This window comes from Urechidicola vernalis (genome assembly GCF_031846385.1).
In the GTDB taxonomy this organism is placed as follows: domain Bacteria; phylum Bacteroidota; class Bacteroidia; order Flavobacteriales; family Flavobacteriaceae; genus Urechidicola; species Urechidicola vernalis.
In genome coordinates this window covers 520,754-543,298 of record NZ_JAVRHV010000001.1, presented here as the reverse complement: position 1 = coordinate 543,298, position 22,545 = coordinate 520,754, and the positions used below count along the sequence as shown (strand labels likewise).

Genomic DNA, 22,545 nt, shown 5'->3' with positions numbered 1-22,545 from the left:
AATTAGGGATTCAAAATTGTTTTACCAATTTATTCTGTTTCATCAGAATATAAGAGTAATTTTGTATTCGAATATGTTAATTCCATTTTTTGAATAATTAAAATGAATGAAATGACTGAAAGAGAAGATTTTTATATAAAACTAAAAAAAACATTAGAGGAGACTACTGAGTTTCCTAGCAAGTATTTATTTAAATTTATTATTCCCAATTCTGAAGAAAAATTAAACCAACTGCAATTAATATTTAATTTTGGTGGTGCCGTCATAAATACAAGGCCTTCAAAAACGGGAAAATTTATTAGTTTCTCTGTTTTAATAAAAATGCCAAATCCGGAATTGATTATCGAGACCTATAAAAAAACGGACCAAATAGAAGGAATAATATCTTTATAATATTTTTACATTTTTAAAGTTAAAGCATAGGTAATCTAGCAGTCGATTGTTATAATTCTTTTACAATCGATTTCTTATTTTTGTTTTATAAAATTAATAATTAATGCAATTAAAATATATTCTTGGCATATTAGTATGTTCGCTTTCATTATCAAGTTTTTCTCAGGAAGATGAGGTGATTTTTTCGGTAAACAATGAGCCGACAACAACAAGTGAATTTTTGCGAGTTTACAATAAGAATTTAAGTGTTGTTTCGGATGATAGTCAAAAGGGGATAAAGAATTATTTAGAACTTTATGTAAACTACAAACTAAAAGTAAGGCAAGCAAGAGACCTAGGCCTTGACACTGTAACTGCTTATAAAAAAGAGTTAGAAACCTATAAAAGGCAGTTGATGGAGCCTTATTTAAAAGATGATGCTTTTGTTTCAAAACTGGTTAAGGAAGCATATGAACGGGGATTGGTTGAGAAAAATGCGAGTCACATTCTGGTGAAATTACCACCAATGGTAAAAGATACGATGCCAGCATATGAAAAGATAACTGAAGCAAGAGCAGCCATTTTAAATGGTGGTGCTTTTGATGATATTGCAAAACAATATTCGGATGATGAATCGGCAAAGAGCAACGGTGGTAACTTAGGGTATTTCTCAGTTTTTGATATGGTTTATCCGTTTGAAAATGCGGTTTACAATGCAAAGCAAGGTGAGGTTTCTAATATATTTAAAACGCGATTTGGTTATCATATTGTAATGTTGCATGACACGAGAAAAGCCTTAGGGGAGTTGCAAGCATCACATATAATGATAGAAACAGATAGTGCTGAGAGTAGAGATAGAATAGATGCAATTTATAAAGAGTTACTTAGTGGAACGAAATCATTTGAGCAAATTGCTAAGGAAGAATCTGAGGATAAGTTTTCTGGCGAGAAAGGAGGCGATTTAGGAAGGTTCGGTTCTGGTCGCATGGTTAAGGAATTTGAAGAAGTTGTATTTTCATTAAAGGAAGAAGGTGCTATTTCTAAACCGTTTGAAACTCAATTCGGGTGGCATATTGTTAAGTTGGTTAAAAAATACCCAGTTGAGAGTTTTGAAAAACAGAAGAAAGAATTAACAGCCAAAGTAAAGCGAGGTGACAGAGCCAGTATTGTTAGTAATTCGATCGTGCATAAAATTAAGAACAATTATGAGGTTACAGTGAATAAAAAAGCATTAGAACCCTTTATTAATGGCACATGGAGAACAATTGAACTAAATGATGAATTATTAACCGTGAGAGACATGAGTGTTTCTCAGTTAGGTTTAAAGGACTTTTTAGAAGATAAGGAGTATGCTGATTTTGAATTGGAAAAGTTTAAAAATGCTCAAATTTTAGAATATTATAAAGCACATTTGGAGGAAACTAACCCTGAGTATGCCGCTATTTATAGAGAGTACAAAGAAGGTTTGTTATTATTTGAGTTGTTACAAGAGAAAGTATGGAATAAAGCAAAAGATACTGTTGCTATTAAAGGTTTTTATGATAAAAACAGAATTAAGTACACTGAAGGCGAGTTTGATGAAATAAGAGGAGAGGTATCGAATGATTATCAAAATTATTTGGAAAAAGAATGGATTAAAGAATTACATTCGACATATAAAGTGGTTGTAAATGAGGGAGTTGTTTTAAAATTAATAGAAGGTAAGCAATGAAAAAAATAAGTTTCTTTAGTGCCATTTTTCTAGTATTGGCTTCTTGTGATTTTATTCCTAACATAAAAAAAGAAGAAGCGCAAAAAGGAGATGTCATAGCAAAGGTGCATGATAAATTATTATTCAAAAATGATTTGCTAGAAATTCTTCCCGTTGGTATTTCAGAGACGGATAGTTTATTATTGGTTAAAGGTTATATAGAATCTTGGGCAAAACAACAATTATTATTACACCAAGCAGAGTTAAATTTGAGTGACAAATCATTAGAGTTTAATAAATTGGTAGAAGATTATCATGCTACACTCTATATAAATGCTTACAAACAGGCCTTGGTCCTAGATAAACTTGACACGCTTATAACCAAAGAACAAATAATAGATTTTTATACCACAAATCACGAGAATTTTAAATTGAATGAAGAGTTGGTTCAATTAAAGTTTATTCATACAGATAGCGGTAGAGTCGATAAAAAGGAATTGATTAAACTATTCAAATCAAAGGATTCGTTGGATAAATCAAACCTTCAAGAGCGCACATTAGAATTCAAATCATTTAATTTTAATGATTCCATTTGGGTTAAATATTCAGACATGACAAATAAATTGGTTGGGTTTGAAACAATTGATAAGAATATTCTGTTAAAAAAATCTAAATATATTGAAAAAGAAGATTCATTAGGTCTATATTTGGTCACTGTAAAAAACGTGTTAAAACGTAATGAAACGGCGCCCATTAATTATGTGACACCTACAATAAAACAGATAATTTTACAAAAGAGAAAATTAGAGTTATTACGAAAAATTGAGGTAGATTTACTTAATGATGCGATTAAAAATAAAAAATTTGAAGCATATTAAAATGATAAGAAGAGGACTGATTTTAGCATTAGTGTTGCTAACAATTACAATTTCTGCACAGGAAAGAGTAAAGGTTGATGGAGTAATTGTGGTAGTTGGTAAGAACATTGTATTAGAGTCTGATGTAGAGAACTTTAGAAAGCAAGTAGAAATGCAGTCAGAAGGTAAGATAACACTTTCAGATTGTGAGATGCTAGAAGAAATTATGACACAGAAACTACTATCGCACCATGCGGTGATTGATAGTATTGTGGTTTCAGAAGCAAGAATTGAAGAAAAAGTGGAGCGCGATATTTTTAGTTTTAGCCAAAGTTTAAGAACGGATGACATTCAGAAAGTTGTTGATTATTATGGGTTTTCTGATGAAGCAGATTTAAGAAATGAATTGACTCGTGTTGCGCGCGAAGGAATGTTGATCCAAGGAGAAAGAGATGCTATTACTGCAGAAATTGATGTAACACCAGATGAAGTTAGAACTTATTTTAAGAGTTTAGAAGAAGGAGGTAACTTACCTGAATTTGGATCTGAAATTGAATTGTCGCAAATTGTTATTTATGCCGAACCAACTGAAGAAGAAGAGCAGGAAGTAATTGATAAATTGAATGAGATTAGAGAAGACGTTTTAAATGGATCTTCCTTCCATATGAAGGCTATTTTAAATTCAGATGACCCATCCGTGTCTGGTCAAGGCCCTGGTGCCGGAGGTTTTTATTCTATTAACAGAGAAAGTCAATTTGTAAAAGAATTTAAAGAAGTTGCTTTTAGTTTAGAAGAAGGAGAAATTTCAGAACCTTTTAAATCTGATTTTGGTTATCATATTATTCAAGTTGAGAAAATTAAAGGTCAACAAATAGATATGCGTCATATATTAATTCAACCAGATATTGACGAAGCAAAATTACAGGAGGCAAAAGAGACGTTGGAAAAAGTTAAAAAAGATATTTTAGAAGGAACAACAACTTTTGAGGAAGCCGTTAAGAATTACTGTCAAGAAGACGAAACGAGATTTAATAAAGGGCAAATTGTAAATACTTCTACAGGAGATACGTTTTTTGAATTGACAAGAATGGACCCTACCTTATATTCTAGAGTGGCATCATTAAATGCTAGCGAAATTACAGAGCCGTATTATGATGAAACTAGAGAAGGAGAGAAGATGTTTAAATTATTACTTTTAAAATCTAAGTCTGAATCTCATACTGCAAATTATGTTGATGATTACGTGAAAATACAGTCTTTAGCGCTTCAAAAGAAACAAGAAGAAGCAGTTGAAGATTGGGCTGAAGATAAAATAAAAGACACTTATATTAAAATTACTGAAGAACACAAAAATTGCGAATTCGATAGAAACTGGAATAAAGATTAAAAATATGTCTGATGTAAAGGCCATTGAGGAATTAGGAAATAAGTACAAAGAGTTACGTGCCGAAATTGCCAAAATTATTGTTGGTCAAGACGATACAGTAGATCAAGTATTATATGCTATTCTGGCTGGCGGACATGCGCTTCTAATTGGTGTTCCTGGATTGGCTAAAACCTTATTGGTTCATACAATTGCTGAGGCCATAGGGTTGGATTTTAAGCGTATTCAATTTACACCAGATCTAATGCCATCAGATATTTTAGGTAGTGAGATATTAGATGAACACAGAAAGTTTAAATTTATAAAAGGACCAATTTTCTCTAATATCATTTTAGCGGATGAAATAAACAGAACGCCTCCAAAAACGCAGGCGGCACTTTTAGAGGCAATGCAAGAGCGATCTGTAACTATTGCAGGGCATAACCATAAATTGGCAAAACCATTTTTTGTGTTAGCTACTCAGAATCCTATTGAGCAAGAAGGAACATATCCATTACCAGAAGCACAATTAGATCGTTTCATGTTTTCGATTCATTTAGATTACCCTTCCTTTAACGAAGAAGTACAAGTTGTAAAGAATACCACATCTGATAAGAAAGAAACGATTACATCGCTTTTAAATGCTTCAGAAATTGAATCGTATCAGCAACTAATTAGAAGAATTCCAGTAGCAGATAATGTTGTAGAATATGCTGTAAAGTTAGTTTCTAAAACGAGACCAGATTCTTTAAATGCTACAGAATTGGTAAAGAATTATATCGATTGGGGTGCAGGGCCAAGGGCTTCACAAAATTTAATTATAGCGGCAAAAGTAAATGCTGCTGTTAATGGCAAGTTTTCACCTGATATTGAGGATGTAAAAGCGGTTGCCTTTCCAATTTTAAATCATAGAATTGTTAAGAATTATAAGGCTGAAGCCGAAGGGATTTCTGATAGAGAAATTATAAATTCGTTACTTTAATCTTCATCGGCTTCAAAAAAGCTAAACATATTTCCACCATATTTTTTTGAATAACTAAATCTTGCATGATCGGATAGATCGGTGTGTTTTGAGTGCTCAATTATTAATAGCCCACCATTGTTTAACAGAGAATTTTCAAATACCAAATTGGCTATTTTTATGAATTGCCCTTTCTCGAAATCATAAGGAGGGTCGGCGAATATTATATCAGAGCTTAGTTTTGATTTTTCTAAAAACTTGTAAACATCACTTTTTATGGCATTGATTGGATATTCCAACTTTTTAGAGGTTTCATTAATAAAACGAACACAGGCAAAATGCCCATCAACAGCAACAATATTTTCGGTACCTCTAGAACCAAATTCGTAACTGATATTTCCAGTGCCAGAAAACAAATCTAATACAGAAACGGCATCAAAATAATACAGGTTATTCAAAATGTTAAACAAGGCCTCTTTAGCCATGTCTGTAGTTGGTCTAACCGGTAGTGATTTTGGTGCGGATAATCGTATACCCTTATTTTTTCCAGAAATTATACGCATTACTAATTGTTTGATAGGATAAAATGAAAATCGTTTTGAGGGTGAAATGATACATTTCTAACATAATCATAAACGATTTTATACAGTTCAGAATCTTTTGTTATCCTTCCGTATAAAACAAGTTTAAATGTTTCTGGATTCAATTCGAGCTGTTCTGCTGTAAATAGGATATAATAGATAAAGTCTTCTTTAGTTCTAAAATTAAAGGAATTATAGAATAAGAGTTTTTTTCTTTGTAGGACTACTATCTGAAATTGATTGGACCCAACATGCACAGAGAATATAGTTTCTTCGTTTTGCGCATTCGCTTTAATTAAAGAATCAATTAGGACCGTTGAAGAGTGTTTGTATTCAAAGGTTCCAAACTTATCGAAAAAGAAATTATTAAGATGTACAAAAGGAATATAAACATTCATAATTTCTCCATTGCAAATAGGGTCATATGCAATGAAATCATTTTGTAATAATTTAATGTTGTACTTTAAATAAGACGCTAAATCTTTTTCTTTAAAAAAAGGTTTAGGAACTAAAGTAGATAAATTATTGCTGTGAATTACTTCAATAGATTCGAATTCTTCTTGTAAGAAATCCTCCTTTTCGAAAAGTGTGCTTAGTTTAGTGATTTGTTCAGAAGGACTAATCTCCTTCTCGAAATCAAATTCTTTTATTTTTGCATTTTGTTCACTATCAGTTGTGATGCAAAAAGAAAATCCATCCGACCGAAGTAGAATGGATAAAATCTTAGTATGTATATGTTGTGCTATGACTACTGTTTTGCTTTTTGGATATCAGCCAAATCATAAGTAGGAGGCCAGTTTCCACTGTCACTTACTTCACCTAAAGAACCAACGCTAATGAATTTACCTTTTACTTGGTTATCAGCAAATGCTTCTTCTTCTAGATTAATTAAATCAGGATCCATTCCGTGTAAAACAACTTCTTTCGCAACTTTTACTTCGTATACAGCAACTACAGCACCATTTGTTCTAGGAACCGTTCCTAATGTCATAGTGTATTGTTTGTCTGTTCCAGGAACATTCATCATTGCTTTGTAATCTTTTCCAACAAAGTTAGCTCTAACATCAGTATAGCCAGTAGTATCTACTACTCTAAACTCAACTTCATTTGTAATACCACCTCCAGCATCAACAGTTTTAGTTTCATTTCGTGCTTCTGTAACCGCAAATTGTGCAGTATCTATAAATATTACTAAATCTTCAATTTTCTTAGCGAAACTTCCAGTTACTGTTCTGTGTGCAGTTTGTGCATCACGAATTATTTTTAAATTATCAATTGCTAATGTATAGCGTCTTTCTTTTTCTTGATTGAACTTAATAGGCTTCATAACGGCATCATAAGATTTATATGCCAAAAGTGCAACAATAGCATAAAGGGCTAGTGAAATAAACGCATGAACTTTTTTAGGAACAAATTTTATAATGGCTTTTGCCAAAAAATAACATGCTATAATTCCAACTATAAAGAGTACTAATACTGTAAACATTTCGTGATTATTTAGGTTTTTATTTGATTGTACGCAAATCTACAATTTTTTTTCAATGCTAAAAATTTTTAGCCATAAATCAATTACTATCTTTGAAATCTTTTAAAATAACAATGACAAAAACTGCACCAGACTTTTACAAGCAATTAATTAAGTCGTTTCCATTTGAACCGACAGAGGTTCAAAATGTACTATTATTACAACTTTCAGAGTTTATTTTTGACACAAAAAAAGATGGGCTTTTTCTGTTAAAGGGTTACGCCGGTACTGGGAAAACGACAACTATTAGTACCGTTGTAAAGGATTTATGGAAAACAGGGAAGAAGTCTGTTATGTTGGCTCCAACGGGTAGAGCAGCGAAAGTAATATCGGGATATGCTGGAAGACAAGCATTTACAATTCATAAAAAAATTTACCACCCTAGAAAAGCAAAAAATGGAGGTGTAAATTTTGTAAAACAAGTGAATAAACACACCAATACTTTTTTCATCGTAGATGAGGCATCAATGATTTCTGACGCGACCAGTAATTCTAAATTATTTGATAATGGTTCTTTGCTAGATGATCTAATTTCATATGTTTATTCGGGTAAGGGTTGTAAATTAATTTTAATCGGAGATACCGCTCAATTACCACCGGTAAAATTGGATATCAGTCCTGCGTTAGATGCCGATAAATTGTCTTTTAATTACAATAAAGATGTTGTTGAGTTAGAATTGAGTGAAGTAATGAGACAACATTCCGATTCTGGAATTTTAGTAAATGCCACGAACTTACGTAATCAACTTTCTATAGAAGGGTTTTATGATTTTCAATTTCAATTGGGATTGCCGGATATTATAAGATTAGAAGATGGTTATGATATTCAAGATGCCATAACGGTGGCCTATGACAATGATGGGGTAGAGGACACAGCGTTTATTGTTCGCTCTAATAAAAGAGCGAATCAATACAATCAACAAATTCGAACAAAAATTAGAGGTCAAGAAAATGAAATCTCTACGGGCGATTTTGTGATGGTGGTAAAGAATAACTATTTCTGGCTGAGCGATTCCTCAGAAGCAGGTTTTATTGCCAACGGGGACATTTGTGAAATATTAGAAATTAGAACTATAAAGGAATTATATGGATTTAGATTTGCAGAAGTAAAAATTCGTATGATTGATTATAAAAATCAAAGACCTTTTGATACTGTTATTTTGTTAGACACGCTAACTTCAGAAACACCTTCACTTTCTTATGAAGATTCAAATCGATTGTACCAAGAAGTTTCAAAAGATTTTGAAGACGAAAAATCGAAATACAAAAAGTTGCTTTCAATCAAAAAGAATAAATACTTTAATGCGCTTCAAGTAAAGTTTTCATATGCTATGACTTGTCATAAGTCACAAGGTGGACAATGGAAAACCGTTTTTATAGAGCAACCATATTTACCTGAAGGTCCTAACAGAGATTATTTACGTTGGTTGTATACCGCAGTGACCAGAGCGCAAGAAAAATTATATTTAATTGGTTTTAAAGATGATTTCTTCGAGGAGTAGTTATTCTTGAATAACAACACCATTTTTATACTTAACCATTCGTAAAAACTGACCATCTTCTTTGTAAAACTCCCAAAGACCTATTTTCAGTCCGTTTTCATAATTACCCAAAGTTTTAAGGTAGCCATTAAGGTAGAATTCCATATGTTCACCATGTTTTAACCCATTTTTAAAATCAGTTCTTTCCTTTTCTTCTCCGGTCATAAAATAAATAGACCACTTTCCTTCTTTTACAGCGCCCTTTACATAACCCATTTCAGCAATATTGCCATTATTGTAATAGCGAATAGATTCTCTTAAGTTGGCTTGACAAAATAAATTTGAAGAACAAATTAGCACGAAGCAAAATGTAAAAAGTATTCTCATAGAATTCATTAGTTTAAACGAAATTACAACTATTTTTGCAATCGTTTTACAAAACTATGATGAATCACATACAGAAACCGAAAGCCGTAAAAAAGCCAAAAGAATTAAAAATTCATGGAGACTCCAGAATAGATAATTACTATTGGTTGAATGAAAGAGAGAATCCGGAAGTAATAGAATACTTAAATGATGAAAACCGTTATTTTAAAGAAATGACAGAACATACAAATAAGTTGCAAGATGATTTATTTGAAGAAATGAAGTCTAGAATTAAGGAAGACGATGAATCGGTACCTTATAAAAAGAACGGCTATTTTTATCTAACACGCTATGAAAAAGGAAGTCAATATCCGATACATTCTAGAAAGAAAGGGAATTTAAAGGCAGAAGAACAAATTTTGTTCAATGTTAATAAATTAGCAAAAGGGCATGATTATTTTAGTTTAAAGGGGATTTCGGTTAGTCCAAATAATAAACTGGCTGTATTTGGAGTAGATAAAGTAAGTAGAAGGCAATATGCTTTAAGAATAAAGAATTTAGAAACAAATGAAATTCTTGAAGAAGAAATATTAAACACTACAGGTTCTGCTACTTGGGCAAACGATAACAAAACAATTTTTTATACAAAACAAGACGAAACCACATTAAGAAGTGACAAAATATTTAGGCACACCATTGGTTCCGATGTAAGTGAAGATGTCGAAGTTTTTCATGAGCGTGATGAAACATTTGGAACGTTTGTTTATAAAACTAAATCTCAAAAGTATATTGTAATCGGTTCATATAGTACATTGTCTACAGAATATCAGTTTTTGAATGCGGATGCTCCTGAAGAGAATTTTACTGTATTTCAACCTCGAGAGCGAGATTTAGAATATGGAATTTCTCACTACAATGGTGATTTTTATATTTTAACCAATAAAGACAAAGCAACCAATTTTAAATTGATGAAAGTCAAGGATACGGATACTTTAAAAGAAAATTGGGTAGATGTGATTCCTCACAGAAGAGAAGTGCTCATTGAAGATGTTTCAATTTTTAAGAATTATTTAGTATTAGAGGAACGTACGAATGGATTAAGTAAAATTAGAATTATTAAATGGGATGGAAGTGAAGACTATTACCTTCCATTCTCTGAGGAAACCTATTCGGCAGGTGTTTATTCCAATCCAGAATTTGATACGGAGTTGTTAAGGTATGGTTATAATTCTATGACCACCCCTAGTTCTGTGATTGATTTTAAAATGGGAACCAAGGAAAAAGAAATTAAGAAAGAGCAAGAGGTACTAGGAGGTATTTTTCAAAAAGAAAATTATACTAGTGAAAGAATTTGGGCAGAGGCATCAGATGGGAAGAAAGTAGCTATTTCTTTAGTTTATCATAAAAACACAGAACTTTCTAAAGAAACACCATTATTGTTATATGCTTATGGCTCATATGGACACACAATTAGTGATGGCTTTAGCACCACGCGATTAAGTTTGTTAGATCGTGGTTTCGTATTTGCCATTGCACATATTAGAGGAAGTGAATATTTAGGTAGGGAATGGTATGAAGATGGTAAATTACTTCATAAGAAAAATACATTTACGGATTTTATCAGTTGTGCAGAACATTTGAAAAAAGAAGAATATACTTCATCAAAGCACTTATATGCCATGGGAGGTTCTGCTGGAGGCCTATTAATGGGTGCAATTATTAATATGAAGCCAGAAATATTTAATGGAGTGATTGCAGCAGTTCCGTTTGTAGATGTGGTTACCACAATGTTAGATGAAAGCATTCCATTAACAACTGGTGAGTATGACGAATGGGGAAATCCAAATGAAGAAAACTATTATAAATATATCAAATCGTATTCGCCTTATGACAATGTTGAAAATAAACAAATTCCACATTTATTGGTAACAACAGGATTGCATGACTCTCAAGTTCAGTATTTTGAGCCTGCTAAATGGGTGGCTAAATTACGTGAGCAAACGGCGAATTCAAATAGAATTTTATTGCATACAAATATGACTGTTGGCCATGGCGGAGCGTCCGGTCGCTTCGATAGTTTAAAAGAAGTAGCTCGTGAATATGCTTTTTTACTCGACATGGAGTGTCATATTTAGGTTTAAAAAAAAATTGTACATTTGTGCGTTCTTAATTGATTAAAATTTCATGAAGCGACATTTAAGTATTCATCAAAATATACTTGAACTTATTGGTGAAACCCCAATGATTAAATTAAATAAAATTACCCAGGATTTAGATGGGGAGTTCATAGCAAAATTTGAAGGTTATAACCCAGGTCATTCTACAAAAGATCGTATTGCGTTATACATTATTTCACAAGCAGAAAAACAAGGTATTCTTAAACCAGGAGATACAATTATAGAAACTACATCAGGTAACACTGGGTTTAGTTTGGCTATGGTAAGTATTTCTAAAGGCTATAATTGTATTTTGGCAGTTAGTTCAAAGTCATCTAACGATAAAATAGATATGCTAAAGGCAATGGGAGCAAAGGTATATGTGTGTCCTGCACATGTTAGTGCCGATGATCCTAGATCTTATTATCAAGTGGCTAAAAGATTACATTCTGAAACAGCAAACTCTGTGTACATTAATCAATATTTTAATCAATTGAATATTGATGCACATTATCAAACTACTGGCCCTGAGATTTGGAAACAAACCAATGGAGAAATCACGCATTTAGTAGCTGCGAGTGGAACAGGTGGTACAATTTCTGGAACTGCAAAGTATTTAAAAGAGAAAAACCCAAATATTAAAATATTAGGGGTGGATGCATTTGGTTCTATTTTGAAAAAATTCCATGAAACTGGAGAGTTTGATGCAAATGAGATATATCCTTATAGAATAGAAGGATTAGGGAAAAATTTGATTCCTACTGCTACAGATTTTGATGTAATTGATAAATTTGAAAAAGTATCGGATGAAGCAAGTGCGCATAGAGCAAGAGAAATTGCTTTAACAGAAGGTATTTTTGCAGGATATACGAGTGGAGCAGTAATGCAAGCAGTAATGCAATATGCGGAGAAAGGAGAATTTGACAAAAACAGTAAAGTTATTGCAATATTCCCTGACCATGGATCTAGATATATGAGCAAAGTTTATAGCGATGATTGGATGCGTGAACAAGGATTCTTTGATGCTGTTAAACAAGAACAAGCAGCAGTTGAGTTCATTAAATAAGAAATAATATTTTATTATAAAGGGGAAAGGTGTCTTAATAGACACCTTTTTTATTTGATAAAACCATAAAAAAGTGCTTATTTTGCAACCGGAAAAAAAATAGTTGATTACGAACTTATTTTTTAATCTTAACATCAGAAAATGAAAGATTTATTCGATAGAATTATTGAAGATAAAGGACCATTAGGAAAATGGGCCAAACAGGCAGAAGGGTATTATGTATTTCCAAAATTAGAAGGGCAGATTTCTAATCGCATGCATTTTAATGGAAAGCAAGTTTTAACTTGGAGTATCAATGATTACCTGGGCTTAGCAAATCACCCTGACGTAAAGAAGGCAGATGCTGAGGCGGCTGCCGAATATGGAATGGCGTACCCTATGGGAGCTAGAATGATGTCTGGACATACTGTTTATCATGAACAATTAGAGCAAGAATGTGCTGAATTTGTTAATAAAGAAGCAGCATATTTGGTAAACTTTGGTTACCAAGGAATGGTATCTGCTATTGATGCTTTAGTAAGCAAGAACGACGTAATTGTATATGATGTGGATACACATGCGTGTATTATTGATGGAGTGAGATTGCATGCAGGAAAGCGTTTTGTTTATAAGCATAACGATATTGAAAGCATGGAAAAGAATCTGATTCGTGCTACAAAAATGGCCGAAAAAACTGGAGGAGGAATTTTATTGATTTCTGAAGGAGTTTTTGGTATGCGAGGAGAGCAAGGGAAATTAAAAGAGATTTCAGAATTAAAGAAGAAATACAACTTCCGTTTGTTAGTAGATGATGCGCATGGTTTTGGTACTTTAGGTGCAACAGGAGCAGGAACGGGAGAAGAGCAAGGAGTACAAGATGATATTGATGTATATTTTGCAACCTTTGCAAAATCTATGGCAGGAATTGGAGCTTTCTTTGCTGGAGATAAGGATATAATACAATATTTACAATACAACATGCGTTCTCAAATGTTTGCAAAATCTTTACCAATGCCAATGGTTAAAGGTGCGTTAAAACGTTTAGACATGATTAGAACCATGCCAGAGTTAAGAACAAAACTTTGGGAGAATGTAAATGCCTTGCAAAATGGTTTAAAAGAAAAAGGATTTAACATTGGAACAACAAATACATGTGTTACTCCAGTATTCCTGCAAGGAGATGTACCTGAAGCAATGGCAATGGTGCATGATTTAAGAGAAAATCACGGAGTATTTTGTTCAATTGTTATATATCCGGTAATTCCAAAAGGAATGATTTTATTGAGGTTGATTCCAACAGCAATGCATACCTTAGAAGATGTTAAGGAAACAATTGTAGCCTTTTCTGCAATTAGAGAAAAGTTAGAAACAGGAGTGTATAAAAAGATTGGAGCAACAATGATTTAATACTAGCTCTATTGCATAAAAAAACCAGTAATGAAAATTACTGGTTTTTTAATTTAAATTTAAGAGCTTGGAATTAAATAGGAAGTATTACGGCTCCAACGATATGAATAATTCCATTTGAGGCAGAAATATCTGGAGTCTCAATATTGGATGTTTTTCCAGTAAAAGTAGTGATAGTTAAATCTGAACTAACAGTAAATGATTCTCCTAAAAGAGTTTCAATAGTTTTATCATTTTTCTTAGGTACTACACTATTTGACCCTCTTCTTCCTTCAACTACATGATAAAGTAAGACGTCTAATACTAACTCAGCCGGCAAATCAGTTATTCCAGTGACCCCAGGTAATGAGCTGTACAAGTTATTAAATGCATCATCAGTAGGAGCAAAAACCGTATATTGATCCTTACCGTTTAAAAACATATCCACCAGGTTAGTATTTAATTCAGGGTCTGCGTCTACATATGACAAGGCCGCAACTAATTGGGTGAAATTTCCATTTTCAATTGCAATAGTGGCAATTGATTTTTCTCCTTTTTTATCAAAAGAGGCATTTGTTTCATCATTCTTAGATTGTTCAATTAAATCCAAGTCCATGTCATCATCATTGTTACAAGATGTCATACCAATTAGTAGGACACTTGAAAGTGCGAAATAGTAAATAATTTTTTTCATGTCTAATAATTTATAAGTTAAAGTTAGACAAATATATAAAAAACAATTTAATGTTCAACTTATATTTATAAAAACATGAACAAAAAAACAAATGCAATTATCTCGACACTAAGAAAAGAACCCTTTAAGACATAATATTCTTCAATTTTTAAACAACAATTCGTTTAGATTAAACACTATATATTATAAATAATTTTATAAGTATATTGCGGTGTAAATGAATAACCCGTTATGAATAAGTCATTATCCTTTATTAAAAATAGTTGCCTTTTATTTTTTACACTAATTTCTCTCACTGCTTTTTCTCAAGAAAAAACGGATGCTACAGAGAATGAAAAAGGGGGCAAGGTTGAAACAATTTCAATTGATAAGATTTCAGAGGAAAGTGAACAGGTAAATCAAAGAATACACAATTATAAATCTATTCTAGTTCCAAGTGCTACGGTTAAGGAGTTAGATTCTATTTTAGATCAGGTTCAGGAAGTAATATTATTAGAAAAGGATTCATTGATTTCTGATTTTGAAGATATATCGAAAAGGGAATTAAAAAATAGAGAGGTAGAGTGGCAGAAGTATAGATCAGAGTTAAAGAAATACCAAGCAGAACTTAATGAAAGAACTGTCGAAGTTAATAAACTAAATAATGAAATTTTAAAAGAGATAAGTAGATGGGAAGATACCAAAGAAAATTTATCTAAAAATAATAATTCAACGACTGTAACGAGTAGTTTAGATAATATAATTACAACTTTAAACGAAGTGTTAAAAAGTGCTACGTCTCGCTTAGACGCTATCTATATCATTGAAAAGAAACTAACTGAATTAGTTTTGATTACTGATGATGTCATAGCACAAATAAGCGCTGTGGAATTGGAACTTCAAAAGGATTATTTTGTGTTTGATAGCCCACCAATTTGGAGTTCTAAAACAGATTCTATTCATGTAAAACCTGAAACTGAAGAAGCGCTTTCCTTTTCGGAAAAATTAAACGAAAATAAAAAGTTAGTTACTACTTTTTTTGAGGATAATACAAAAATTGCCGCTTTTCAACTACTATTTATTCTATTGATATTCTTCTTATTATTGGCCGTTAAGCGGAAATGGATTATTAAATTGAATGAATTGACCAACCCGGTTGAAATTCAGGCAAAAATTGTTTTAAGAAACTACATTGCAGCTACGGTATCGGTAGGATTGTTAATTTCATTATTTTTCTATGATGCACTTATACCCAACGTTTCAGAGCTGTTTATATTTTTAATTTTATTAGGTACATTAAGTTTATTGCCAAAACTGACCAATGATAGAATACGTATTTATCTATTTATTCTATTTGGAATTTATCTTTTAAATATTGTGGGCTCTTATCTAGAGTCGAATTTAATAGCAAATAGGTATATATTATTATTTGAAACGCTGGTACTAGCATGGGCATTTGTTCATGCTAGAAAATTGATGAATAGAAACCCAACTGATTTCATCCGTATTCATAAAATATTTATAGTGGTAACGCCATTATATCTTATTTTACTGATAATTGCGGGTACAGCTAATGTAATTGGTATGCTTGCATTGGCACACTTCGTATTTAATGGGGTATTCGTTTCGGCTCTATTAATGATGGTATTGTACTTATCGGTAAAAGTTATCACAAGTTTAGTTGTTTTAGCCTTTAAGCTTCGTAAAAAGTATGAAATGCAAACCGTGTCTACAATTGTAAATGCGACACATAAAAGATTTCAACCAATTTTATTTTGGACAGGAATGCTTATTTGGTTTTACTTTTCTTTAAGAGGGTTTGAAGTTATAGACTTTATTGAAAATTGGGTAAATGAAACATTACTTATTACTTGGGAAGTTGGAGAAACAACGATTTCATTAGGTGGTATATTGTCTTTCACTTTTATTATATCTATTACCTTGTTATTCTCTAAGTTAGCATCATCCATATTTCAAGATGAATGGATGATTAATATTTTACCTAGAGGGGTAGCACCTGCGATTTCGTTAATTTTGCGAATTGCTTTTATTTGCATCGGGTTTTATATTGGGTTAACTTCAGTTGGTATTGAACTAGATAAATTAGGTTTTATAATTGGGGCCTTGGGTGTAGGTATTGGATTTGGATTGCAGAATGTCGTGCTAAACTTCATAGCAGGCTTAATTTTAGCATTTGAAAGACCAATTAACTTGGGTGACGCCATTCAAGTAGATAGCGAATTTGGTGTAGTTACAAGTATTGGTGTTAGATCTAGTAATATTAAAACGTATTCTGGATATGAAGCAATTATTCCAAATGGAGATTTAATTTCTAAGAAGGTAGTTAACTGGACCTTAAGCAATAGAGATAGAAGAAGTAAAAAGGAAATTAAAACGGCTCCCAATGTGGACCCAAATGATATGATCGCGTTGTTTCTTGAAATTGCTTCAAAGCACCCTAAAACTTTTAAAGACCCGGAACCAAGAGTATTTTTTAAAGGTTACGAACCAGAAGGGAATTTATTGTTCGAATTATGGTATTGGAGTACATTTTCAGAAACACTTACCATTGATCATGAAGTTCAGTTAGAGATTTTTGATAAATTAAAAGAATTAAATATTCAAGCGCCTGTTCCTGCACGTAGAATAATAAAAGAGTAAATTATTCTTTAATTTCTTCTTCGGAATCTGCATCTACGACAGGGTAGAGGGCTTTGTTCAATTCTTTACTTAATAGTTCATAACCCTTAGCATTTGGATGTAGACCATCAGAGAATAAGGCTGGATTTATTTTAAAATCTTCATTTAATAGAACATTACCTATAGATTTATATTCAAATCCATTGTTCAATGCGAACATAGAAAGTTTTAGATTTAATTGTGAGACTCTCCTTTCGTGTTTTACTCTTGGCAAAACACCTAGAATTAAAATTTCACTTGTAGGTTGTCTGTATTTTAGAGCATCTATAATAGCTTCTATACCATCTGCAATGTCATTTTCGTTGTTTATTAATAAATTGTTCGTGCCAATCATTAAAATGATTTTATCGGCATTAAATCCATCAAATTCACCATGATGTACACGCCAAAGTACATTTTCTACACGATCCCATCCATATCCAAAATTTCTAATCGGAACTGCGGTTGAAATGGAATCTTTTTTGGTTATAGAATCCCAACTAGATTGACTTCTAACTATTTCGGCCTCTGGTTCGCCACCCCAAAAATGGGTAATGGAATCACCAATTATACAAATTTTAGGGGGATTGGATTTATTTAAAGCTAGAATCTCTTCATGCCTTTTTTCCCAATCATAAACAGAAATATCTCTATATTGCCTTATAGGCTGTGTGGTTATAATATTTCCTTTTTGTTCTCTAAATAAGGTTCTGTAGATTTTTTCCATTCCATCGGCATATTCTGTCATGCCTATATCATTGGGATGTACATAATCTACAAATGACTCAAAATTTAGCCCTAAATCTTCTCTAGGTAAGAAATAAATACGTTTATGACCTAATGAGGCTAGGGTTGTAATTGCTGTTTGTAAATCCGTATCTAAATTACTTTTTTCCGTGGGATTATTGGAGAAGCCCGGATGCGCAACTAATACAACGGGTGTATTTGGGTACTTTTCCTTTAAAATTTGTACTAAATTAATGGTCAGTAGAAACGGATTGTCAGTTGCAGTTAAATTTGGCAAACAATCTATATAAAATACTTTGGCATCTATATCAGTCATTAAATAGCCTAAAGCGGGCTCCATCTTTCCATTTCCTGAAAACCCGAGATTAATTACCTCTCTATCCAATCTTCTAGAAAGAATATTTGTCCATGCCATTCCTGGTCTTGTGGCACAAGCACCTTGTGCGATGGAAGTTCCGTATACAACAACCGGTTTTTCTTTTCTTTTCGGAATAAGGTTAAAATCCGCATCGGTATCAACGCCAATTTCTAAATTGGAAACTTCATTATATAGGGGTAGAAACAGTTGATATTCTGCTCCAAACTTTTTATAAAATTCAGATGTGTCTTTATTGTTGAAATTATACCTGCTAATTGTATCTAATTTATACGAACCCCAAAGACGTTCCCAGTTACCATCTTTAGTTTTTTTATATAAATCCATACCGCTAACACCAGTTGCGGGCATATGTGGCATGCTTAAAGCTCCACTAAGATTGTATTTTATTTTTATGTTATCTGAGTTTGATCTAAATCGGATAGAAAGTCCTGCAGATTGCTTCGATAAGTTCCAAACTGGACTGCGAACTTCACTCTCTGCTTTGGCCGGGAGCCTATGATAAGGAGATTGTAATTCGTCGGTATTCCAACCTTGTCCTAAAAACACTGAGTTTTCTGATTCTTCTGGACTCCACCATGAAGTTACCTTTTCATTTTGAGCTTGTAAACTTAATGATGCAACGATAACAATTGCAATTGTATAGATACTTATTTTTATTGAACCCATGTTCTATGTTTGCTTGCGTGTGTCCACAAATGTAATGATATCCTTTAAATCAGATTGAAAATCGAACCAACGAATGTCTTTATCTTTTCTGAACCACGTTCCTTGTCGTTTAGCAAATCGACGTGTATTTTTCTTTAGTTCTTCAATGGCAAAATCTAAAGTGAATTTACCTTCAAAATATTCGAACAACTCTCTGTAACCAACTGTTTGTAGTGCATTCAAATGTTTATATGACAGTAGAGGTTTTACTTCCTCTAACAGCCCTCTATTTATCATAATGTCAACACGTTGGTTTATTCGATCATACATTATGGCTCTATCAGCCGTAAGACCAATCTTAATCGGAACGAATTCTCGTGGTGTTTTAGGTTTATTTTTAAAATAAGAGTAGGGCTTATCTGTTCCAATACAAATTTCTAAAGCTCTAATTAATCGATGTGGGTTTTCGATTTCGATACTATTGTAGCTATCAACGTCTAAAATTTTTAATTGTTCTTGCAAACTTTTTATTCCTTCAGTTTCTATTTTCGTATTCAATTCTTGGCGAATAGAGGGGTCTACCTTTGGAAAATAATCCAGACCTTTTAAAACAGCATCTACATACAGTCCGCTACCACCAACCATAATTACAATTTCGTTTGCTTTAAAAAGTTCTTTTAATTTAGCCAAGGCATCTTTTTCAAACTGTCCTACGCTATAATCATCATGAATGGATCTGCTTTGAATAAAATGGTGCTCTGCTAAGGCCAATTCTTCTTTAGATGGAACGGCAGTTCCAATATTCATTTCTTTAAAAAACTGTCTCGAGTCACATGATATAATAGGCGCATTATAATGTTTAGCTAAAGAAATACTAAGTGCCGTTTTTCCTATTGCAGTGGCTCCGACCACCGAAATTAAATACTTACGAGGCATCGTATTCGTTTAGAACATTTCCGCATTCATAACAATATTGTGCTCTGTTATGATGGTTAATTGCATTACAACTGGTACATGCTTGTGTGTTTGTATGTTGCTTATCTTTACTTGTTTGCTTTATATATTCCGCTCCTACAAGTCCGGTTGGAATGGCAATGATACCATACCCCAAAATCATAATTATTGAAGCTATAAATTGACCTAATGGTGTAATTGGATGAATGTCTCCATAACCAACTGTGGTCAATGTTACAATAGCCCAATAAATACTTCTAGGAATACTATTAAACCCACTCGGATTTCCTTCGATTAAGTACATAATTGTTCCTAAAATTGTGCAAAGAATCAATACAAAGAAAAGAAATACAAAGATTTTAGCTCTACTAACTATCAGAGCACGGGTTAACATTCTAGATGCTCCCATATATCGCACCAACTTTAATATTCTGAAAACTCTTAACAATCTCAAAGCCCTTAGCGCAACTAATGCATGCGTACCTCCAATGATTAAAGAGAGATATTTTGGAATAGTCGATAATAAATCTATAATTCCAAAAAAACTGAAAATATATTTTTTAGGTCTTTTAATCGAAATAATCCGAGCGATATACTCAAGTGAAAACAGTATGGTAATTACCCATTCTAATATATTAAGTTCTTTATGATATTTAGCGTCAATTGAAGAAACACTTTCTAACATTACCGCAAGTACACTTACAAAAATGGCAATAAGAAGAACTACATCAAAGAACTTTCCAGCAGGGGTGTCTGCTTCATAAATTATTTCATGAAGTCGATGTTTCCATTTTTGGTATGTTGTTTTATTCTCCACTATTTAAAAAAGGTTAGTTAATTTTAAAATCATTAATGGCAATGGAATTTTACTATTGTAAAAATAAGGATTTTTAAAAAAGTATAGTTTTGTATTTCAATTAAAAGCGGATTAGTTTTAACACAGAGTTCTTTTGAAGGTGTTTTTTTATTATAGTTCGGTTCTCTTCGTTGTTAGAAAGGAGAGTTAGATGTGTTTTTAATACATCAATATTATTTAATTGATATTCCAAGTCTATGAAACAATAGCCGATAAGTTTATCGTTTTCAATTAATATTGCGGATTTTTCTTCAGCAGTTCTGCCTTTATCAACTATAATTAAATTTGGATTGCTAAATATAGTCTTTGATAAACCATTTTTGTGATTGAAGTTAAATTGAGGTTTATTTACGCTTAGCTCTTCCCGGAATTTTAACCGACCTACAAGTTCGTTACCGGTTTTTTCAAAACTAACTTTTGCCATTAATTTTCGAATAGTTTTACTACGCTTTGAGGTCTTAAGAAAAAGTTTATTTACGCTTTTTTTTATGTCTTTTGTATTCGACATAAAAATAACTTCTCCCATTTTATCATGGATATAGTAAACACCATTTTCAGAAGGCAAATTATCTAAAATACTCTGGAGTTTAGAAGGTAACTCCTTTTCTATACCTTGTTTTATATGGCTTTTTAAAATTTCTTTATCCGTGTCCTTATCAATTAGCAATTTTAATAGTTTAACCGTAGCCAAAGCATCTCCTTCCGCTCGATGCCTGTTTGAAACAGGAATTGCCAAGGCTTTACACAATTTACCTAAACTGTATGATTCTTGTTCAGGAATCAGTTTTTTGGACAGTTCTACAGTACATAAAGTTTCTCGTTCAAATTCAAAACCTAATCTTCTAAATTCTGTTTTTAGAATGCGATAATCAAAATGGGCATTATGAGCAACGATGACACAACCCTCGGTTATTTCAACTATGCGCTTGGCCATTTCATAAAACTTAGGAGCATTGACTAACATTTTATTACTAATACCTGTAAGTTTTACCACAAAAGGTTGAATGTCCTTTTCTGGATTTACCAATGTTACAAGATTGTCTATAACTTCATGACCATCATATTTGTAAATGGCTATTTCTGTAATACCTTCTTCGTTGTATTTTCCTCCAGTGGTTTCTATGTCTACTACTGCGAACAATTATATGTAATTTCTTAATCCAAAAATTGCACTTCCAACACGTATCATAGTACTGCCTTCTTCTATGGCTATTTTATAATCGCCACTCATGCCCATTGATATTGTTGTCAATTCTGGGTATTCGTTTTTAAGTTGATTGAATGTCTTTTTGAGGAAGTTGAACTCTTTTTTAATCTGCTTCTTGTCCTCTGTAAAACTTGCCATACCCATTAGACCATTAATTGACACATTTTCTAATGTTTTCAATTCTTCAGAATCTAAAATAGATGACAATTCATCTAAACTCATCCCAAATTTGGTATCTTCTGTAGCAATTTTAACTTGCAGTAGGCAATTAATAAGTCTGTTGTGTTTTAAAGCTTGCTTATTAATTTCTTTCAGTGTTTTAAAACTATCAACGCCATGAATTAGATCTACAAAATGAGCCATGTACTTCACTTTATTTCGTTGTAGATGACCAATCATATGCCATTTAATATCATTCGGAAGTTGATCGTATTTCTCTACCATTTCCTGGATCTTATTTTCACCAAATACGCGTTGCCCAACATCATAAGCTTCTTGAATTACACTTACTGGTTTTGTTTTTGAAACAGCAACTAAAGTAACATGATTAGGGACCGTGGAGTTTATTTTTTGCAGATTATCAGCAATGGACATTTGTTTGCTTTAAGGTTATTCAAAGATA

General features: G+C 32.5%; 20 protein-coding genes. 10 read left to right on the top strand and 10 right to left on the bottom strand.

Annotation, left to right across the window (positions count from 1 at the left end; genetic code table 11):
* Positions 1–111: 111 nt before the first annotated feature.
* The 5 genes from RM519_RS02370 (at position 112) to RM519_RS02350 (ending at position 5,264) form a co-directional block, all read left to right on the top strand.
* Positions 112–393 (top strand): DUF493 family protein, encoded by a 282-nt coding sequence (locus tag RM519_RS02370; protein ID WP_311591903.1) that lies wholly within the window; start codon positions 112–114, stop codon positions 391–393.
* Between the two features lie 103 nt (positions 394–496).
* On the top strand, positions 497–2,083 hold the full coding sequence (locus RM519_RS02365; protein ID WP_311591902.1) for a peptidylprolyl isomerase: 1,587 nt from the start codon (positions 497–499) through the stop codon (positions 2,081–2,083).
* Positions 2,080–2,940: a hypothetical protein gene (locus tag RM519_RS02360; protein WP_311591901.1), complete on the top strand. Its 861-nt coding sequence runs from the start codon at positions 2,080–2,082 to the stop codon at positions 2,938–2,940. The genes RM519_RS02365 and RM519_RS02360 overlap by 4 nt, the downstream gene beginning before the upstream one ends.
* Positions 2,927–4,306, top strand: a complete 1,380-nt coding sequence (locus RM519_RS02355; protein WP_311591900.1) for a peptidylprolyl isomerase — start codon at positions 2,927–2,929, stop codon at positions 4,304–4,306. Before RM519_RS02360 ends, RM519_RS02355 begins: the two co-directional genes overlap by 14 nt.
* Positions 4,307–4,310: 4 nt before the next feature.
* Positions 4,311–5,264: an AAA family ATPase gene (locus RM519_RS02350; RefSeq protein ID WP_311591899.1), complete on the top strand. Its 954-nt coding sequence runs from the start codon at positions 4,311–4,313 to the stop codon at positions 5,262–5,264.
* Here RM519_RS02350 and RM519_RS02345 read toward each other — a convergent pair.
* The 3 genes from RM519_RS02345 to RM519_RS02335 are packed head-to-tail and all read right to left on the bottom strand — an operon-like array spanning position 5,261 to position 7,310.
* Positions 5,261–5,806, bottom strand: coding sequence for an RsmD family RNA methyltransferase (locus RM519_RS02345; protein ID WP_311591898.1), 546 nt, complete (start codon positions 5,804–5,806; stop codon positions 5,261–5,263). The genes RM519_RS02350 and RM519_RS02345 overlap by 4 nt on opposite strands.
* A 2-nt stretch (positions 5,807–5,808) precedes the next feature.
* Positions 5,809–6,558: a DUF3822 family protein gene (locus tag RM519_RS02340; protein ID WP_311592552.1), complete on the bottom strand. Its 750-nt coding sequence runs from the start codon at positions 6,556–6,558 to the stop codon at positions 5,809–5,811.
* 14 nt (positions 6,559–6,572) lie between these two features.
* Positions 6,573–7,310, bottom strand: coding sequence for a hypothetical protein (locus RM519_RS02335; RefSeq protein ID WP_311591897.1), 738 nt, complete (start codon positions 7,308–7,310; stop codon positions 6,573–6,575).
* A gap of 113 nt (positions 7,311–7,423) precedes the next feature.
* On the opposite strand from RM519_RS02335, the gene RM519_RS02330 reads away from it, so the two are divergent.
* The gene (locus tag RM519_RS02330) at positions 7,424–8,851 is read left to right on the top strand and encodes an ATP-dependent DNA helicase (protein ID WP_311591896.1); all 1,428 of its coding nucleotides are present in this window, start codon (positions 7,424–7,426) and stop codon (positions 8,849–8,851) included.
* On the opposite strand, the gene RM519_RS02325 is transcribed toward RM519_RS02330, so the two are convergent.
* Positions 8,852–9,217, bottom strand: a complete 366-nt coding sequence (locus tag RM519_RS02325) for a toxin-antitoxin system YwqK family antitoxin (protein ID WP_311591895.1) — start codon at positions 9,215–9,217, stop codon at positions 8,852–8,854.
* A 59-nt stretch (positions 9,218–9,276) separates the two neighbouring features.
* On the opposite strand from RM519_RS02325, the gene RM519_RS02320 reads away from it, so the two are divergent.
* The 3 genes from RM519_RS02320 (at position 9,277) to capB (ending at position 13,804) form a co-directional block, all read left to right on the top strand.
* Positions 9,277–11,331, top strand: coding sequence for a S9 family peptidase (locus RM519_RS02320; protein WP_432280178.1), 2,055 nt, complete (start codon positions 9,277–9,279; stop codon positions 11,329–11,331).
* Positions 11,332–11,380: 49 nt separating this feature from the next.
* Positions 11,381–12,418 (top strand): cysteate synthase, encoded by a 1,038-nt coding sequence (capA, locus tag RM519_RS02315; protein ID WP_311591893.1) that lies wholly within the window; start codon positions 11,381–11,383, stop codon positions 12,416–12,418.
* A gap of 141 nt (positions 12,419–12,559) precedes the next feature.
* On the top strand, positions 12,560–13,804 hold the full coding sequence (gene capB / locus RM519_RS02310) for a cysteate-C-fatty acyltransferase (RefSeq protein WP_311591892.1): 1,245 nt from the start codon (positions 12,560–12,562) through the stop codon (positions 13,802–13,804).
* Positions 13,805–13,877: 73 nt separating this feature from the next.
* On the opposite strand, the gene RM519_RS02305 is transcribed toward capB, so the two are convergent.
* Entirely contained in the window at positions 13,878–14,477 is a 600-nt protein-coding gene (locus RM519_RS02305; protein WP_311591891.1) for a fasciclin domain-containing protein, read from the bottom strand.
* 231 nt (positions 14,478–14,708) lie between these two features.
* Between RM519_RS02305 and RM519_RS02300 the strand changes: the two genes are divergently transcribed.
* Entirely contained in the window at positions 14,709–17,117 is a 2,409-nt protein-coding gene (locus tag RM519_RS02300) for a mechanosensitive ion channel family protein (RefSeq protein WP_311591890.1), read from the top strand.
* Between the two features lies 1 nt (position 17,118).
* On the opposite strand, the gene RM519_RS02295 is transcribed toward RM519_RS02300, so the two are convergent.
* From RM519_RS02295 to RM519_RS02275, 5 genes are all read right to left on the bottom strand, one after another.
* Positions 17,119–18,927, bottom strand: coding sequence for an SGNH/GDSL hydrolase family protein (locus tag RM519_RS02295; protein ID WP_311591889.1), 1,809 nt, complete (start codon positions 18,925–18,927; stop codon positions 17,119–17,121).
* Between the two features lie 3 nt (positions 18,928–18,930).
* Complete coding sequence (miaA, locus tag RM519_RS02290; RefSeq protein WP_311591888.1) at positions 18,931–19,842, bottom strand: tRNA (adenosine(37)-N6)-dimethylallyltransferase MiaA; 912 nt, start codon at positions 19,840–19,842, stop codon at positions 18,931–18,933.
* Positions 19,832–20,677, bottom strand: coding sequence for an ion transporter (locus RM519_RS02285; protein ID WP_432280173.1), 846 nt, complete (start codon positions 20,675–20,677; stop codon positions 19,832–19,834). The genes miaA and RM519_RS02285 overlap by 11 nt, the downstream gene beginning before the upstream one ends.
* A 100-nt stretch (positions 20,678–20,777) precedes the next feature.
* The gene (locus RM519_RS02280) at positions 20,778–21,857 is read right to left on the bottom strand and encodes an exonuclease domain-containing protein (RefSeq protein WP_311591887.1); all 1,080 of its coding nucleotides are present in this window, start codon (positions 21,855–21,857) and stop codon (positions 20,778–20,780) included.
* Positions 21,858–22,517, bottom strand: a complete 660-nt coding sequence (locus RM519_RS02275; RefSeq protein ID WP_311591886.1) for a YggS family pyridoxal phosphate-dependent enzyme — start codon at positions 22,515–22,517, stop codon at positions 21,858–21,860.
* Positions 22,518–22,545 lie beyond the last annotated feature (28 nt).